Genomic DNA, 16,283 nt, shown 5'->3' with positions numbered 1-16,283 from the left:
TCGTAGAGCTTTACATTCGGGAAATCCCCGGCTCACAGCGATTGCCAGCGTTTGGGAAGTTTCTGTGTCCAGGCGGTCTGCGGCTTTCGCTGGAAACGACGGCAACGTCCCTTCCCTGCTCGTCCGCATGCGCCGTATAGAAGGCGAGCAGGCTCAGTTGGCTGGTACTATCCGAGAGGCTGCCGGTCTATCAGTCATAGCGTCACTTTCCGCTCGAAGCTCCCGCCTGTCGTCTGCGGTCCGATGGACCGCCTGGCACAGCTGCCGGCAAAAAACGACGAACCCGGCAGCAAATAACTTACCGGCACGGCTACCCGCTTATTCCTCGCGCGGCGTCAGTCCGTATCCGGAAGCGCGGCGGGAGCCGGACGGCGTGTCAGCCGGCTTCGCTTCCGCAGCGACATCCGATTCGGCAGCCGCAGTCATCCGGGCGGTCAGCTCCTCGAACCAGACCTTGTCATACGTTATCAGCGCCAGCTCGATCAGACTGGTCCACGCTTCCCTGGTCACCGGTTCGGCCATGGTTAATGGGCTTAGCCGATGCTGCCGCGTCTGCACCAGTGTGTTGATCAGCCTCTTGCGGTCACATTGGGTAATGCGCACAAGCACGGCTCCTCCGGGCTCTGCGGAAATCGAGTCAATGTAACCGATAAACGGCTCGTCCCAGACGGAAGTACCGCTAACCCAATCCCCTTGTTTAAAGCCGGCTTGACCCTTCGTCCATGTCATGGCTGCCACCTCTTTCCTCTAGTTTTGCATTTATAGCCTTTAACTGTTATTATATTAATGACAGTTATAGAAGACATACTGACTGGGAGCGCAGCGAATGCTTCGTTTCTTTGGTCTTCTTTCATGTTTTTGCCTATGCCTTTATCGTTCCAATGTTCAATTATATGATTTGTTTAAGATTATAGAATTCATCCTTGAAAGGCTTCGATAGAGGTCATCCTATTTATATAATATACCAATATGACCAAATTGAAACATTGACGACAACAAAATTCCGAACAGGAGTGGATTATTTTGGAATTAGCGCATCAAACCGCCATCATTACAGGTGCAGGCAAAGGAATCGGCAGAGCAGCCGCGATCGCTCTCGCTCAAGAGGGCGTGCATCTGGGCCTGATCTCGCGAAATCCGGGCGAGCTGGAGGCGCTGCGCGCCGAGCTGACCGACACGTACGGCATCAAGGTGTATACAGCCGCTGCCGATATTTCCAAGCGCGCGGAGCTGGAGCCGGCTGTCAGCCAGCTGATCGAGCAGCTCGGCTCGCTGCATATTTTGATCAACAACGCGGGCATTGCAGGCTTCGGCAAGCTGGCGGAGATGGAGCCGGAGCAATGGGAAAGCATTATCCAGACGAATGTACTGGGCACCTATTATGTGACCCGCGCCGCACTGCCGACGATGCTTGCGCAAAGCAGGGGCAGCATCATCAATATCGCCTCGACTGCCGGCGAGCGCGGCTTCGCCACAGGCTCTGCCTATTGCGCATCCAAATTCGCCGTGCTTGGCATGACCGAAGCGCTGATGCAGGAGGTGCGCAAGTCCAACATTCGCGTTACGGCGCTTACGCCGAGCACCGTTAATACGAATCTGGCGGTTAAGGCCGGACTGCCCATCGGCGATGAGGACCGTATGATGCAAGCTGAAGATGTCGCCGAGCTGATCGTCGCGACCCTGAAGCTGCCGCCGCGTGTCTTTGTGAAGACAGCGGGCATGTGGACGACAAATCCGCAATAATAAAACATCTGAACATCCAGCCAGCCGCACATCGCCGGACATGTCCGGTCACCTGAACAGGAGGCGCACTGCAGCATGACGATTCCTATCTCTATCCTTGATCTTGCCCCCGTCGTAGCGGGCGGCACCCCTGCCGATTCCTTCCGCCGCACGCTGGACCTTGCTCAGCATGCCGAGCAATGGGGCTATAACCGATATTGGCTGGCCGAGCATCATAATATGATCGGCGTAGCCAGCTCGGCTACCTCGCTGCTGATCGGCTATGTAGCCGGAGGCACCCGGACGCTGCGCGTCGGCTCCGGCGGCATCATGCTGCCGAATCATGCCCCGCTTGTCATTGCGGAGCAGTTCGGCACACTCGAATCCATGTATCCGGGCCGGATCGACCTCGGACTCGGCCGCGCGCCCGGCTCCGATCAAGCCACCGCCCGCGCGCTGCGGCGCGGTACAGGCAGCGACGGGCATGACTTCCCTGAGCAGCTCCGCGAGCTGCGGGCGTATTTGAATCCGTCGCTTGATCCCGATTATGACGCCCGTCCGCCAGGCGTGCGGGCCGTACCGGGAGAAGGACTGACGATTCCGATCTGGCTGCTGGGCTCCAGCGGCTTCAGCGCGCGGCTGGCCGGCCAGCTTGGTCTGCCGTTTTCATTTGCGAGCCATTTCGCGCCGGAATATTTGCTGCCTGCGCTGGAGCTTTACCGCAGTAGCTTCCAGCCGTCGGAAGCACGGGCGAAGCCTTATGCGATGGTAGGCATCAACATCATCGTCGCGGAAACGGACGAAGAAGCCCGCAGGCTGGCGACGTCCCACGAGCAGCAATTTCTTAATATTATCCGCGGCCGTACCGGCCAGCTGCCGCCTCCGGTGGATTCCATGGACACCTTATGGACGCCTCAGGAGAAATTGCTTGTCCGCGGCAAGCTAAGCTACTCGCTAGCCGGCAGCCCGGCTCTGATCCGCGAGAAGCTGCCTGCGATTCTGGAGCAAACCGGAGCTGACGAGCTGATCATTTCCGCCTCTGTGTACGATCATGCGGCAAGGCTGCGTTCCTACGAGCTGCTGGCCGAGACCGTTGCCGGATTATAGGCGGCAGGCTGCGGAGGAGGACTGTTCGCGAGGCTCCAGATGTAACTGTTAAGTAAGTTCATGCATGAATTAATTACCGAATGAGAGCAAGGCCCCGTCGCTTATCGACCGGGCCTTGCTTTGCTTCTGATCTTGCTTGCTTCTGATCTTGCCTTGCTGCCCGCAGGCAGCAGGTAAGCCTCCGGCACTTTCGCGCTCACGCAAGCCGTCACATCAATGCCATGCCCGGTCACACTGACAGCCCGCTGCCTGCAACGCCTGGCTCGTTAGCACAACCAACCTCGCCTGCCTTGCCATCAGAGGTTGGTCAAGCCGTCCATTCAAGGGCTTAACGGCGTATGCCAGTCGAGCCGATGCCACAGGCTGTAGTTTTGCGTCACCAGATTTTGCATCGAGCTGACATTTTCAACCGCGCTTTCAGGAGTCAGCTTGTTCCACCAATATTGCCGACCGACCAAGTAGCTGACGCCAAACTGGAGCCAGCCGTCATACGAGCGCTGTGCGTCCGGACCAATCATCAGCAGCAGCTCCCGCGCCTCCTCTTCCCCGATAAATTCAAGGAATACGCCTTTTTTGCACAGGTTGGCATACCGTCCCCAGTCCCAGGCCGCGATCCCGGCCGCAGGCAGCCTGTTCATGTAATTCTGCACGATTCGCGCCTTCGTATGCTCCCCGGCGCGCGGCGACAGCTGCTTGATATACGCCAGCTGCTCGGCCTCCGTCATCGATGACAGCAGCGAGCGAAGCTGCTGGAAGGAGCCCCGGTGACCGTCATCCCCTTCCCGCAAGTCGCGCAGTACCCTGCGCAAGTCCCCTCGCGACTCGATGCCCCAGTCGCGCTTTAAGCCGTACGCATGGCTTTCCAGTTGGTCCGGCGTCCGAGCCAGCTCGTAGCTGCTCCGCGCGTCCAGTCCGTTCATTTCATCCAACACCGCCCCCAACGCCCGAAACCAGAGATCGACCGGACCGAGCTGGCCCGCTTTTTTTAATGATGCCATATGTTCTCATCCTCCAGACTGTAATGAAAAGCGGGCACATCATCCAGCTCATGCTGCCGCGTCACCTCAACAGGGCCAGGCTCCCGGTTCAGCTTGCGGCGCAGGAAGCCAAATAGCGAACGCTTGCCGCCGACAAGCTGCTCCAGCTGCGCACGCGCTTCGGCATAACCGGTATGCGAGGGGTCTGACTGGCAGGCAAGCTGCGCCCATTGCAGCGCCTGTTCCTTCTGATCGAGCTTGAAATAGGTCAGACTCGCATAATGCTCACTCAATCCATGCAAGCCGCCAGCCTGCGCCTTCTTGAGCTGCTCAGCCGCCTCGCCGTATTGCTCGTTATGGTACAACACAATCCCGCTGTACAGGCGAATCACCGGCTCATTGGCCCGATCTCCGCCGGTAAAGCGCGGCTGTCTGGCGATCGGAAGCGCCGATGTCCACGCCTTGCATTCGACACCAAGCCAGAGCGCTTCCCGCAAGCTCCAGGCATGCTCCAGATCAGCTCCGAGGAAACGCGCGGCCTTTGCCCGTTCTGCCCGTTCATCGCTCGACACGTACATAAAGGCGACCATCCGGATCAGCTCCTCGTCATCCTCGAACTCTTCGAGTCCTTCTTCATACGTCTCCAGCGCCATGTCCCGATCGCCCATCGCCCGGTAAACGTCACCGGTCAACACATGCGCGAGCGGGTCCTCGTCATCATACTCGATCAGCTCCTCCAGCACCTCAAGCGCCTCGTCGTAGCTGCTTTCCGCCATTAGCAGCGCTGCAAGCTGGTAATACGCCAGATTGCTCCGCCCGTATTCCAGCCCCTTTTTCAACGCAGACTTGGCCCGCTCGAACTCCTGCAAATGAACATGGCACGTTCCCTTGCGGAACCACGATACCACATCGCTGTAGTCATGCCCCACAACCTTCTCGTAGTCGGCGACCGCCTCGCGATACAGGCGCAGCCTGTGGCGGCAGCGGGCCCGCAGCTCATAGCCGCCCAGATGCTCCGGCTCCAGTGCAATCGCCGCTTCGGTATGCTCCAGCCCCCGTTCAAGGTGCTGCTCCTTGGCCAAATAAGCCTCAGCCAGCGCGCGGAGCAGGTTGGCATCAAAGCGGTTCATCGCCAGCGCTGCCGTGAAGTCCTCCAGTGCTGCATCAGGCTGCTCGCGCTGCAAATTAGCTTGTCCGCGATACAGCAGTGCCTCGTAACCGTTGTAGCCTTGCTCCTTCGCCAGCTTCCAGGCACGGCTGAAGCTTTCGATCGCCTGCTTCAGCTTGCCCTGCTGCGCATAAATGCGTCCCAGCAGCACATGCATACCGACAGGCAGCGCCGTTTGCTTCGACCGATGCTCCAGCGTACGGAAGCTCTCCTCAACCAGCCCCAGCTCGAAATAAAGCTCGGCAAGCTCGAAGCGCCGCTCATGCCGGTTCGGAAACTGCTCCAGCTCAGCCTGCCAGCTTCGGGCCAGCCGCCTGTTCAGCTCCAGCAGCCGAAGCCGGATGTCCACATCATACGGATGCTGCTCCTGCGCCAGCTCGAGCAAAGACTTCGCTTCCACCAGCTTGTCCAGCGCCGCAAAGCATTGCGCCAGCCCGCTGATCGCCGTCAGATGCTCCGGCTGCCTCTCCAGCGCCCGCTGGAAATCAAAAAACGCCTCGTGGGCCCGCCCCAGACGGAGCAGCAAGCCGCCGCGCTGCAGCAAGCCGTCATGATCGCCGGGTGTCAGCTCTAGCATACGGCTGTAAGCTTCAAGCGCTTGCTCGGCATCCCCCCCTTGCAGCGCGTACTGTCCAATCAGCCGCAGCAAGTCGGTATCATCAGTGAACAGCTCGGCAGCCGCACGAAGGAACATTCCCGCGTCCTCCAGCTCTCCGTGCATCAGCGCTAGCTGGGCCAACTCGCGAGCGTCAATAAATTCATCCTGCCTGTCCTTCATCCGGACGAGATCATCATAACGAAGCGCCCATGGCCGCTTCATGCAGGTGATAAGGCTGTCCAACTCGTCCTCGGGATAACGGCTGTACTGCTCCATGTCCATCTCGGTCCACCTAAAATGAGCATCCAGCAGCTCCCAGACAGTCCGCGGCACATGGTCATGCTCCAGCAGAAACGCCAGCAGCTGCCGATCCACCAGCTCCTTGACCTCCAGCCTCCACATCTCGTCCTGCTCCAGCACAGCCCGCCACGCCTCCGGTTGAATTCTGCGCGGAAAATCGGCATACAGCTGCTGCAGCTGTACGACAATCGAGCCAGCCAACGTCTCGGCATTTTCCGCGGCAGCTGTCCCCCGCGCGGATGTGGCAGCCGTCTGCATGCGGCTGGCAATCGCCTCCCGGCGGTCATCCACAGCCGCCTCCTGCGACGGTCCCGCATCCCGCTCGCTTGCAGCCGCCAGAGGCTGCGCCTGTTGAATAAACTGCGCTTCTTGCAGCGCCTGCTCGTAGGCCGCTCTTACCCGCTGGAAGCCCTCGGGGTCTTGCTCCGGATGATGAAGTCGCAGCATCCGCGCATAAGCCCGTTTAATATCCGCAATTTGTAAAGTCGGCTCCATTTCCAATACACGCCAGCATTCGTTCATCCTAACCTTCCTTCCTCATGCTCATTCTCTTCCATATTAGACAGTCATCCGGTTTCTTTATGTTATATCGGTTGCCCGGCTAAAAATTTACAATTGAAAGCTAAGCAACACCCGACAGCGCAAACAAGCCTGACGCTAAGCGCCAAACCTGTTTGCGTTATAAGCCCCGCACATTGCGGACCTTTCCGCAGCATGCCGCCGTTTTTTCCTTTACATCCCGTTCTCCGGCTTGTCGAAGGTATAGGCTTTCGTCCAGCTTTGCCCGCCGTCCGAGGTCGTGTACAACACGGACGGCTCCGTGTTGTCCGTCGTCAACCACCAGCCATGATTCGCATCCGCCATCGCCAGCAGCGCCGGGCCGTAGCCGGTCAGCTCCTGCTTGCCGTTCACCCACGTTTTTCCGCCGTCCTTCGTCCAGCCGAGCGTATTCGGCTTGTCGCAAGCCGGGCATTGACCGCCCATGAAGGCTGCGTCGGGACTAACGACATACAGCGGGCCAGGCTTGGAGCCGTTGTTTGTTTTTCCTTGGGCCTGGTCGCCCGGAATCCCTGGCGCAGGACCCGCGCCCGCGGTCGAATTAGCGATGACCGTCTGCCACTGCTTGCCCGCATCACTCGTATGAAGCAGCGAATAGGACGTCTGCGACATACCGGAATCGCCGACCAGCTCAATCCAGGCATCGTCCTTGCCTGCCGAGCGGATGATCGCCCCGGTCGCCGGGACAGCGGTCACCCGTTTGTTCACCGTCTGCCAGCTATGACCGCCATCGCTTGTCCGCTGGATATGAATTTCATCGCCGCCCTGTGTCACGGCCCAGCCGATTCCATCCCCGCGGAAATACGGATCGCCAACCAGCTGCGCAGGCACAGCAAGCTTGGTCCACGTTTTGCCGCCATCGACGGTTTTCGCACCTGCGCTGTAGCCCTCCGTCAGCGAGACAAAATGCAGAAAGCCCGCGTTCGGCACCGTTCCGGCATCCTTCCACGATTGCCCGCCGGATTCGGTGCGGATCAGCCGAAACGGGCCTTGCGATTCAGGCTTGTCCGCAAGCACCGCCCATGCCTGCCGGTCGTTCAGTGCAAATAATTGACGCACCAGTCCCGGCCCCTCGTATTGTCCGGTCCAATGCTTGCCGCCGTCATCCGTCCGGGCAATCCAGCCGTTGCCGCCGACCCAGCCCTTCTGCGCATCGGCCAGCCGAACCGCCGTCACCTTGCCCATAGGCAGCGGCTGCGGCTGCCGGGCAGGCGCAGCCGGCGACGCCTGTTTGGAGGCAGACAGCTGGCTTTGGCCGCCCCCGGCCGTTGAACCGGATGACTGACCGACTGCCGCTGGCGGGTCGCCGGATGGCGGCGTCTGCGCGGTTTGACCCGCGGCCGGGCTGCTGCAGGCTGCCAGTGCCAGCAGTCCAGCCGCCAGCAGCGAGCTTTTGAGTGTATGTGAGATCGGTCTCATGTTGGTTCCCTCCATCGGTTGCTTTCGTCTATTTGTCGGGGTTAGAGCCTCTAGTAGTATTAGCCAAATGAAGAGATCGCCAATCAGCTGCCGCGCGGTACGGACAACCCTCCAAAAACTACCTGTCACCGAGAAGCTTGGTCCGGGCATAATCCGGCCTTCCCTCGCACTCGCTCCCCCTTTTCAGACGAATGCCCGCCCGCAGAAGTTGCGCTTATTAAGCTGCCAAGCTATCTAACTGCGCCAATTCAGCAGCTGGCAAGGAGAGGTCAAGCCGACCTCTCCCCGTACCCGCACTCAATCTCCCGTTTCCAGACGAACGCCCGCTCCCGAAGCCTGCGCCTGTCGGCAGTAGAAAGCCGCTATCGCAATGTCGAACACGCCGAGCCCCATCGGATTAAAAAATACCGGCTCATCCGCCGGCCAGCGGACCAGCGCATCGCGGCACACGACATCAGCCAACGTGCAAACATCGGATTGCGCCAGTCCTAACAGCCGGTGCAGCTGCTCAATATCGGTATTCTCGCGGCATACCTCTTGCCAATCATCGACGACGATCGCACGCAAGGCGGATATGCTCGCCGGTTCATAATCACGCAGCGACACATGGAGCAGCAGCGTCCCGCGCGGCGGCGGCTCGTCGATGTAGCGACGGTCGGCGACCGTGCAGGTCGCGATAACATGAGAGCTGCGGTACAGCGGCCGCCAATCGTCCGCAATATCCGTAATGCCGCGCAGCGCCTCCGGAATGCTTTCCGGCTCGATCCCTCGAATATCGCACAGCCTGACGCGCTCCAGCCGGTCGCCGAGCAGGCTGGCGCACATCTCCAGATGGAGACGGCCGACCGGCCCCCAGCCGATCAGTCCGAGCTGCAGCCGATCCGGCTGACGGCTTTCCGTGTAAGCGCGCAGCATAACCCCGCTGACGGCCGCCGTCCGCACGGCATTCAGCAGCCCGCTGCGCAGCAATGCAACTGGCTCCCCGGTGAGCGGATCATTGAGCACAATCGTATTGTGCGCACGCGGCAGCGGCCGCTCCCGTCTGGCGTTGCCTGGGAAGCTGGCGATCCATTTGATGCCGGCCATTCCCGTATCGCCGCCTACGTAAGCGGGCATGGCAATGATCCGGTTCTGCGGGTCGCCGAATCGCAAATACGGCTTGAGCGGATGCGCACAGCCGCCCTGCTCGGCCAGCCGCACGACCCCTTCCACCAGGCTGATCAAGTGGGACCAGTCAATACCAAGCTGGCGAATATGCCCGTCATGCAAATAAATCATCGCAGCCGCCCTCCGCCTGCAGCAGCCCGCAGCTCCATGTGCAGCTCTTGTCTGACCCACGCGTCATCATAGACCGTATCGAGGTAACGCTCGCCCCGGTCGGGCAAAATCAGCACACACACCGCATCCTCCGGCAAGCTTCCCTCCAGCCGCTGCACCGCCGACACGACGCCACCCGAGGACGCCCCGGCCAATATGCCTTCCTGCCGGACCAACTCGCGGCATCCCCGCACGCAATCTGCATCCGACACCCGCACTACCAGGTCCGCCGCGTCCTGCCGGTGCAAATCGGGCAGCATGCCCGCGCCCAGCCCCGGCAGCTTGCGCGGACCGGGCGTACCGCCAAACAGCACGCTGCCGTCCGCGTCGACAGCAACAAGCTGCGTCGTCAGGCCCCGGGCGCGGATCAGCTCTCGGCAGCCCCCGATCGTACCACAGGAGCTGACGCCGCAAAACACATAATCGACCCGTCCCAGCTGTTCGACAATTTCTGCCATCGTCGTTTCCGCATGCGCCCGGCCATTATCCGGATTCCCGTATTGATTCGTCCAGAATGCGTGCGGCACCGTTTGCAGCAGCTCGCGTACCCGCCGAATGCGGGCAGGCAAAAACTCGCCCGTCTGCGCATCCGGCTCCGTCACCAGCTCGATTTCTCCCCCCAGGCTGCGAATAATCCGCTTGTGCTGCTCCGTCGTCCGCGGATCGACGATACAAATAAACCGCAAGCCAAGCTTGCAGCAAAGCTGCGCCAAGCTGATTGCCAAATTGCCTGAGCTGGATTCGATCACGACACTGTCCCGGCTCAGCTCGCCGCGCCGGATCGCCTCCCGCAGCATATACAAAGCGGGCCGATCCTTGGCGCTGCCGCCCGGATTCATCCATTCCAGCTTCCCGTAAACGGCCAGCGGCATATTTGCGAACAACCGCTCCAGCCGGACCAACGGCGTATGCCCGATCGCATCGGCCAAACCTCCTTCAAGCCTCATGCCCGCTCCTCCTCGTAGCTCACTCGTTTGCCCTTCACCGTACCCCGCAGCTGCGAATCGCCGGATTCGCCGGCCACCACCTCAATGGCCTCCAGCAAGCCGGAGCTGATCATGCCGCCGATCTCCGGAATTTTCCGCTGCAAGTCACAACGAATGCCTTCCAGCGCAGCCTCAGACACATGCGGACCGAACACCCTCACCTGTAAGCGGTTGCCGATAACCTTCACCCGCAGGCTCGACGACTGCAGCGAGCGGCAAACGACCTCCTCAATATCGTACAGGCTGATCTTCTCGCCATGCTTCAGATCGGGGCCGATGCGCTTGACGATGGACTGGAAGCTTTGCCGCCAGACGCCATCAACCTGAATGGGACGCAAGTCCCGTACCACATCATATGTCACGTAACGCACCGCCGGAAAAGCAACCCTTACGGTAGAGGTCAGCACCAGCACCTGCTCCTCATTGACCGCTGGCTCCATCATTTCCCGCCATGCTGCGTCGGCCATCACCTGCTCCACGCCAGCGCCCTCGGCAACAAGTCCATCGGCAAGCAAATACCGGCCGTACTTGTGCGCGTAATAGGCGATGGTCCCGATTTCGATGGAACCGTACGTGTCCGTGACGCATTCCAGAGGAAGCCTCATCCGCTCCGCGACACGCTGCCTCCAGGCGGGCGAAGCCATTTCCCCGACCAGCATGATGTGCCGAATCCCATATTCGTCCGGATGGGGAGAAGCGAGCAAAATACGGTCCAAAATCGACGGCATCGTATACAAAACCTCCGGACGGAAGCTCTCCAGCCGTTCGAGATGGCGCTCAATCGGCAGCTGAAAGGGCAATGATTCAACCTGCATGCCCAACTGGCGAAACACCTCAACCGCCGTTGCCTCCGCATGGCCGGTTCCGAGATCAGCCAACGCGCTGCGGTAAGCGGATGTACCCAATATGTCGCGGAATACGTTTAATTTGATCTGCAAATAAGCCGTCTCGTCAGACGGCGAATAAAAAATCGTCTTGCGTCTGCCCGTGCTCGTACCCGACGTTCGATAACAATTTATGGACGGCTGCCGGGCCAGCTCATTGTCCTCCGTATAATAAAACGCGTCGAGTACCGCCGCCGTAAGCAGCGGAGGTTCTCCCTGCGGCCCGTTTAGCTGCGCCGGGGAATGCTGACCCGACTGAACCGTCACGACTCCCTGCTTCCCATGGAACCGCTGCAGCCCGCTCCACGACTCATACCACGGGAAATTCCGCAGCGTCTGCTCCATCGCTTGCTCAAGCGCTGACTGGAACGCCTCATCTTCGTCCGCATGCTGGCGCATCTGTGCCGCACTCCCTTTCATGCAAGCCGCCCTGCGGCTCCGATCATTGCTACAGCCTATGCAGCCTGCCCGGCCGACGTTCACATTCGCCGCCTTTGCCTCGTATGATAGCAACAATACAGCCTGCAACGTCTTACGCCCATTTGCAAACCAGGAAAGTGAGGCCATGACATGAGTAGTAAGCTGAAATATATATCAAGCAAGCTGCAAAAAACGAATCTCGTGCTGCGCAACCCGAAGCTGGCTCCGTATATACCCGCCACGCAGCGGTTTTCCGCACCCGAACTGGTCGTTGCTCTCCGACGGCAGCACATGATCTATGTAAAGCCCGACCGCGGCTCGCTGGGAATCGGTGTCATGAAGGTTGAGCGGCTGGCTTCCGGCTTCCGGCTGCAAAGCGGCCTAAGCCGAGCAACGTTCTCCTCCTCCGGGCAGCTGCTGCGAGCGCTTGAAGCCCGGCTCGGCTCACGGCCTTATTTGATCCAGCAAGGAATTCGTATGCTGCGACACGAAGGCAGACCGTTTGATTTCCGCGTGGTGATTCAAAAAAACCGCTCCGGCCGCTGGATTTGCACAGGCATTGCCGCCCGTGTCGCCCCGCGGGGAAAAGCCGTCACCAACGGCAGTCAGGGGGGGACGATTTTTGCTCCGGCCGCGCTGCTGACGCCTACGTTTGGCAGCCGTAAAACGAACCGTCTGCTTCAGCTGATGAAGCGGCTGGCCCAGTGGACCGCAGCCGAATTCAGCCGTTCCTATCCGGCCATGCATGAGCTGGGTCTGGATATCGCGGTTGATCGCCGCCTGAAGCCGTGGATACTGGAGGTCAATACGAAACCGGACCCCTGCCCCTTTACGAAGCTCGCTGACCCGGCGATTGTCCGTAAAATTGTCGCTTATGGCCGTGCCTACGGACGACGTTATTGCCTCAATTGTCTAAAAGCGAGGAAAGCTCCGTCCCGAGCAAAGCGAGCCAGGCAGGCGACTGTCCAGGCAGCAGACAGACCGACGGCAGCTTCAGACAACGCGGACCACCCATTTTCCGGAAACTAGGTCAAGCACAGTTAAATGAACCCGCACGATCCGCTAACCTCGATAAAATGCCTTTCCCCTTAACGTGGTACACTGAATGAGATAACTTCCACACAGGGAAAGGTGATGGACTATGAAACAAGCCAGTATCGCTGCCCAACTGTACACGCTGCGAGATTTTCTCAAAACCCCGGAGGACATCGCAACGACACTGCGTCGTGTGAAGGAAATCGGTTATGACGCAATTCAAGTTTCAGGCATGGGGCCGATTGAACCGGAGAAGCTGCGCCAGCTTACCGCCGAAATCGGATTGACCGTCTGCGCCACCCATATTTCGTACGATCGGCTGACCCGTGATTTGCCCGCCGTCATCCGTGAGCACAAGCTTTGGGAGTGCAGCTATGTCGGCCTTGGCTCCATGCCCCAAGGCTATCGTTCCAGCGAGGAGGGGTACATCCGGCTGGCCGAGGAATTTTCAGTAATCGGGGCAGAGCTGGCGCGGCATGGCTTGCAATTTGTGTATCATAACCACCGGTTTGAGTTTCAGAAATTCGGAGACCGTACCGGCATGGACGTGCTGCTGGAGCACGGAGCCGATCCCGCTTTTGGCTTCGAGCTGGATTTGTATTGGGTACAGGCAGGCGGGGCCAATCCGGTCGATTGGGTGCATAAGGTAAATCGGCGGATGCAGGTCGTGCATCTGAAGGATATGGAAATCGTGGAGGATCAGCAGACGTTTGCTGAAATTGGACAAGGCAATTTGAACTGGCCGGCCATCCTTGAGGCTTGTCGCCAGACCGGCGTTGAGTGGTACGTCGTCGAGCAGGACCAATGCCGTCGAGATCCGTTCGACAGCTTGGCGATCAGCTATCGTTATTTGCAACAGTTGGCGCTTGGTTAGCTGCGGCTGACCTGCCCCCGTCGGATTCGCAGGCGACAGACCATCCTCCGTACAACGCGCGATTCATCGCCAATCCCCCCTGCCTAGCCAGGCAGGGGGGTCATTTTATAAGCGTAACTTTACTTGCCTCAAGAGCCTGTCTATTCGCACTTGTGACGCTTATAGCCTCTTAGGGAAAAGCTCCATGCAGAGGAGACGGCAGCGTGCCTCTATCCTGTCCCCTCAGCTCCGACCATTTTCAGAGAAAGGGTTCCCGTCAAATGACTTATAGCGCAGCTGCCGCAGCTGCTTCAGCAAGTCGCGCGGCAGCTCCTCCAGCTGGTTGCGGCTCAAGTCAAGCCCCTGCAGCTGCTTGAGCTGCGCCAGCTCGGGCGGCAGCCGACGCAGACCCGTCGCCCGAATGCTGAGGGATTTCAGCTTCGTCAACTGGCCGATCTCCGGCGGCAGCTCCTTCAACGCCACATCCTCGATCGCAATTTTCGGCTGGCCGGGCTGAAAACGGTCATAGCTGCAGCAGCCGATCGTCAATTGCCGCAGGTTCGTCAGACGGCCGATTTCCGGTGGCAGCCCCTCCAGATCAGCCGTATAGATCGTCAGCTCCTCCAGCTCTGGAAGCTCGAACAAGCTGACAGGCAGCCTGCGTACATCCTGCTCGAAAATGTTCAGCGACTTGAGCGTCTTGATCTTGCCGATCGCATCCGGCAGCTCCTGCAGGTGATAGCCGCTGATATTCAGCCGATCCGCTCCGTGATGCAACGCATCCGCCAAATATTCGTCCAGCCCCTCATTAAACGAGCTGCGCAAAAAAACGCCCCGTAGCTCCTCGCGCAGTCTGGGCGCATCCGCATGAGCCGCTCGCAGTCCCGCCATTCGTTCGTGGGCAACATTTATCAGCCAATCCCGCTCCTGCTCGTCCCAGAAGCCAAGGTCCTCCGGCAGCTGCGGATGCTGCCAGTCGAACAAGCTGGACGCTGCTTCCTTCAACAGCTCGCCCGCCTCCGAGCAGCAGCGATACACATAGATCATGTCTTCGTAGGAATAACCAATTGAATTTACGCCCATCACGACGCCGCTTTCGTACGTCTTCAACAAATACGGCCGCAGCTTGCGCAGCAGCTCGCGGTGCTGCTTGCCCCGGTCCAACTGGTAGCGTTCAGCCAGCACAAACATCGCGGCATGTTGGATCGCGTAGTCAATAAGTCGGCGATAGCCTTCACCCGAAGGATTATTTATGATTTTCAGCATCAATTGAGGCATGCCACAGCTCCATTTCTATCCAGACTTGTGCTTCAAAAGCAATGTCGGTGTTTTAGAAGAGCCGCTTCTTCCAATAGTTGCACGGGGCTGGCATAAATCATCCGTTATCCAAGTGCAGCCGGATCACACAAGTTCATAGCTCGATCTGGCAGGCATTGCCTCCAGCTTACGCAGAAGCAGCTCTCCTTCAGATTGGCAGGCTTTATGAAGCTCCCGATGCTGGCTGGCACCAACCTGCTTCTCCTGGTAAGCATCAATAAACGGACGCTTCACCTCAAACTCCAGCACAAATCCGACGTAGCCTGAAAATTTGTCCTTCGTGTTCCACTCGGCGGCGATTTGCTCTGCATAAGGCTGATTCAGCACCGGATAAAAAATCGGCTGCTCCGGCAGTCGGGGCGGGAACGCCTTCAGCTCCGCATCCAGAATCAGCTTCATTTCCCCTAGCCCTACCGGGCGGTAACATGCTTTCATTCGTCTCATTCCCCTCTATCCTCTAGACTCCCTGCAGCGCTGCTCAACGGCCTCTTTAAACCGACGGTTCCGGCTAACGAGAAAAGCTTCCATATATCTTCGCAATATGACCCGCTCCGCCCCCCATCCAAGCACGCCAAGCGGAGCCGACAGCTCCAGCGTATCCGTCATGACAGTCCGGCCATCTTCTTCGACAAAAGCATGCGTATGCCGCAAGCTGCGGAACGCTCCGCTGATCATCTCATCGACGAACAGGTGCGGAGGCTCATAGCTGGTAATTTTGGCAGTGAGCCGCTGACAGATTCCGAAATGAGTCGCCTCAAAGGTGATCATCGCCCCCGGCTCCACAAGCCCTGAAGCTGGGCCTTCGACGATTCGCTCCCGCGTATGCGGCCATACCGTCTCCGTATGCAGCCTCAGATCACACGCCAGATCGAAGCAAAGCCGAATCGGCGCGTCGATCCGCGTTGCCGTTTGGATCACAATGATGGCCTGTCCCTCCCGTCCAGCTATTTGCTGCCCGTCTTTTTCTGTACAAAATCTTTATTCTCCGCAAGCACAGCGTCAGTCGTATCCTTAAAGCGGATTAAGGGCTGGCGTTCTTTCTGGTAGAAATCAGAGTGAATGTAGAGCTGGCGGAGGATGGGGTCAAACATGGCAACGGCCAGCTTGCCGGTAAATGCACCGCCCTGCCCGGATGTATCCAAAACCATCTCGATGGTAGTGTCGTCGGGCATCGAGATGCTTTGCAGAATTGATTTTTCACCAGACGCAGGTTTGGACATGTCATCCAGCATACGTTTGAAGTCCTTTTTGGAAAGATGAACCTGATCCCAATCCAGGGTCTCCATGTTGTTCAAGCCTTTGGACTCCAGCAAATCCAACCCTTGGCTTGGCTTCGCCTCTTCCTCTGCGGTCAGCTGCGGTGTTTTGGGCGACGCTTCGCCCGCTGCCGTTGCTGAACCCGCTGATGCTGCCACAGGTTGTGTCGCCTCTTGGGACGAAGCCGCCCCGCAGCCTGCCAGCAGCACAGCCAGCAACAACACCGGCAGCGCTGCCGCAGGCTTTATGTTTATGCATAAGTTCAATCCGATCTCCTCATTTCTATGGCTTTCGGCAGGTACAGCTGTGCTAATTTTCTTGGATAGCCCAAGCTCCAAGTTAAAAGCGCCTGCAGCAGCTTGGCA

Annotated in this window: 15 protein-coding genes; 4 read left to right on the top strand and 11 right to left on the bottom strand. The window is 59.0% G+C overall.

Annotated features, from left to right (window positions below; all coding sequences use genetic code 11):
* Window positions 1-318: 318 nt before the first annotated feature.
* Window positions 319-729, bottom strand: a complete 411-nt coding sequence (locus AC6ROY_RS18180) for a hypothetical protein (RefSeq protein ID WP_500101987.1) — start codon at window positions 727-729, stop codon at window positions 319-321.
* Between the two features lie 294 nt (window positions 730-1,023).
* On the opposite strand from AC6ROY_RS18180, the gene AC6ROY_RS18175 reads away from it, so the two are divergent.
* A complete protein-coding gene (locus AC6ROY_RS18175; protein ID WP_500101986.1) occupies window positions 1,024-1,743 on the top strand; it encodes a 3-ketoacyl-ACP reductase in 720 nt (239 codons plus the stop codon).
* Window positions 1,744-1,818: 75 nt separating this feature from the next.
* Complete coding sequence (locus AC6ROY_RS18170; protein ID WP_500101985.1) at window positions 1,819-2,829, top strand: LLM class flavin-dependent oxidoreductase; 1,011 nt, start codon at window positions 1,819-1,821, stop codon at window positions 2,827-2,829.
* A gap of 320 nt (window positions 2,830-3,149) precedes the next feature.
* Here the strand turns inward: AC6ROY_RS18170 and AC6ROY_RS18165 are convergent, their stop codons facing one another.
* The 6 genes from AC6ROY_RS18165 to AC6ROY_RS18140 form a co-directional block, all read right to left on the bottom strand.
* On the bottom strand, window positions 3,150-3,827 hold the full coding sequence (locus AC6ROY_RS18165; protein ID WP_500101984.1) for a DUF1266 domain-containing protein: 678 nt from the start codon (window positions 3,825-3,827) through the stop codon (window positions 3,150-3,152).
* The gene (locus tag AC6ROY_RS18160; protein ID WP_500101983.1) at window positions 3,815-6,394 is read right to left on the bottom strand and encodes a J domain-containing protein; all 2,580 of its coding nucleotides are present in this window, start codon (window positions 6,392-6,394) and stop codon (window positions 3,815-3,817) included. Before AC6ROY_RS18160 ends, AC6ROY_RS18165 begins: the two co-directional genes overlap by 13 nt.
* Before the next feature lie 210 nt (window positions 6,395-6,604).
* Window positions 6,605-7,849 carry a WD40/YVTN/BNR-like repeat-containing protein gene (locus tag AC6ROY_RS18155; RefSeq protein WP_500101982.1) on the bottom strand — a complete coding sequence of 415 codons (1,245 nt, stop codon included), beginning with the start codon at window positions 7,847-7,849 and terminating at the stop codon, window positions 6,605-6,607.
* A gap of 297 nt (window positions 7,850-8,146) precedes the next feature.
* Window positions 8,147-9,127 (bottom strand): 2,3-diaminopropionate biosynthesis protein SbnB, encoded by a 981-nt coding sequence (locus AC6ROY_RS18150; RefSeq protein WP_500101981.1) that lies wholly within the window; start codon window positions 9,125-9,127, stop codon window positions 8,147-8,149.
* Window positions 9,124-10,113: a 2,3-diaminopropionate biosynthesis protein SbnA gene (gene sbnA, locus AC6ROY_RS18145; RefSeq protein WP_500101980.1), complete on the bottom strand. Its 990-nt coding sequence runs from the start codon at window positions 10,111-10,113 to the stop codon at window positions 9,124-9,126. Before sbnA ends, AC6ROY_RS18150 begins: the two co-directional genes overlap by 4 nt.
* Window positions 10,110-11,435, bottom strand: a complete 1,326-nt coding sequence (locus AC6ROY_RS18140; RefSeq protein ID WP_500101978.1) for a phenylacetate--CoA ligase family protein — start codon at window positions 11,433-11,435, stop codon at window positions 10,110-10,112. The genes sbnA and AC6ROY_RS18140 overlap by 4 nt, the downstream gene beginning before the upstream one ends.
* Window positions 11,436-11,606: 171 nt before the next feature.
* On the opposite strand from AC6ROY_RS18140, the gene AC6ROY_RS18135 reads away from it, so the two are divergent.
* Both AC6ROY_RS18135 and AC6ROY_RS18130 read left to right on the top strand, forming a co-directional pair.
* On the top strand, window positions 11,607-12,485 hold the full coding sequence (locus tag AC6ROY_RS18135) for a YheC/YheD family protein (protein WP_500101977.1): 879 nt from the start codon (window positions 11,607-11,609) through the stop codon (window positions 12,483-12,485).
* Window positions 12,486-12,597: 112 nt separating this feature from the next.
* Complete coding sequence (locus AC6ROY_RS18130) at window positions 12,598-13,365, top strand: sugar phosphate isomerase/epimerase family protein (protein WP_500101976.1); 768 nt, start codon at window positions 12,598-12,600, stop codon at window positions 13,363-13,365.
* Between the two features lie 222 nt (window positions 13,366-13,587).
* On the opposite strand, the gene AC6ROY_RS18125 is transcribed toward AC6ROY_RS18130, so the two are convergent.
* The 4 genes from AC6ROY_RS18125 to AC6ROY_RS18110 form a co-directional block, all read right to left on the bottom strand.
* Complete coding sequence (locus AC6ROY_RS18125; protein WP_500101975.1) at window positions 13,588-14,622, bottom strand: leucine-rich repeat domain-containing protein; 1,035 nt, start codon at window positions 14,620-14,622, stop codon at window positions 13,588-13,590.
* Between the two features lie 123 nt (window positions 14,623-14,745).
* Window positions 14,746-15,096, bottom strand: coding sequence for a hypothetical protein (locus AC6ROY_RS18120; RefSeq protein WP_500101974.1), 351 nt, complete (start codon window positions 15,094-15,096; stop codon window positions 14,746-14,748).
* 15 nt (window positions 15,097-15,111) lie between these two features.
* Complete coding sequence (locus AC6ROY_RS18115) at window positions 15,112-15,579, bottom strand: SRPBCC family protein (RefSeq protein ID WP_500101973.1); 468 nt, start codon at window positions 15,577-15,579, stop codon at window positions 15,112-15,114.
* Between the two features lie 26 nt (window positions 15,580-15,605).
* A complete protein-coding gene (locus AC6ROY_RS18110) occupies window positions 15,606-16,256 on the bottom strand; it encodes a hypothetical protein (protein WP_500101972.1) in 651 nt (216 codons plus the stop codon).
* Window positions 16,257-16,283: the final 27 nt, after the last annotated feature.

Source organism: Paenibacillus sp. sg306046, assembly GCF_059821225.1.
Note: the sequence above shows the minus strand (reverse complement) of the source record. Positions and strands in the feature narration are given on the sequence as shown.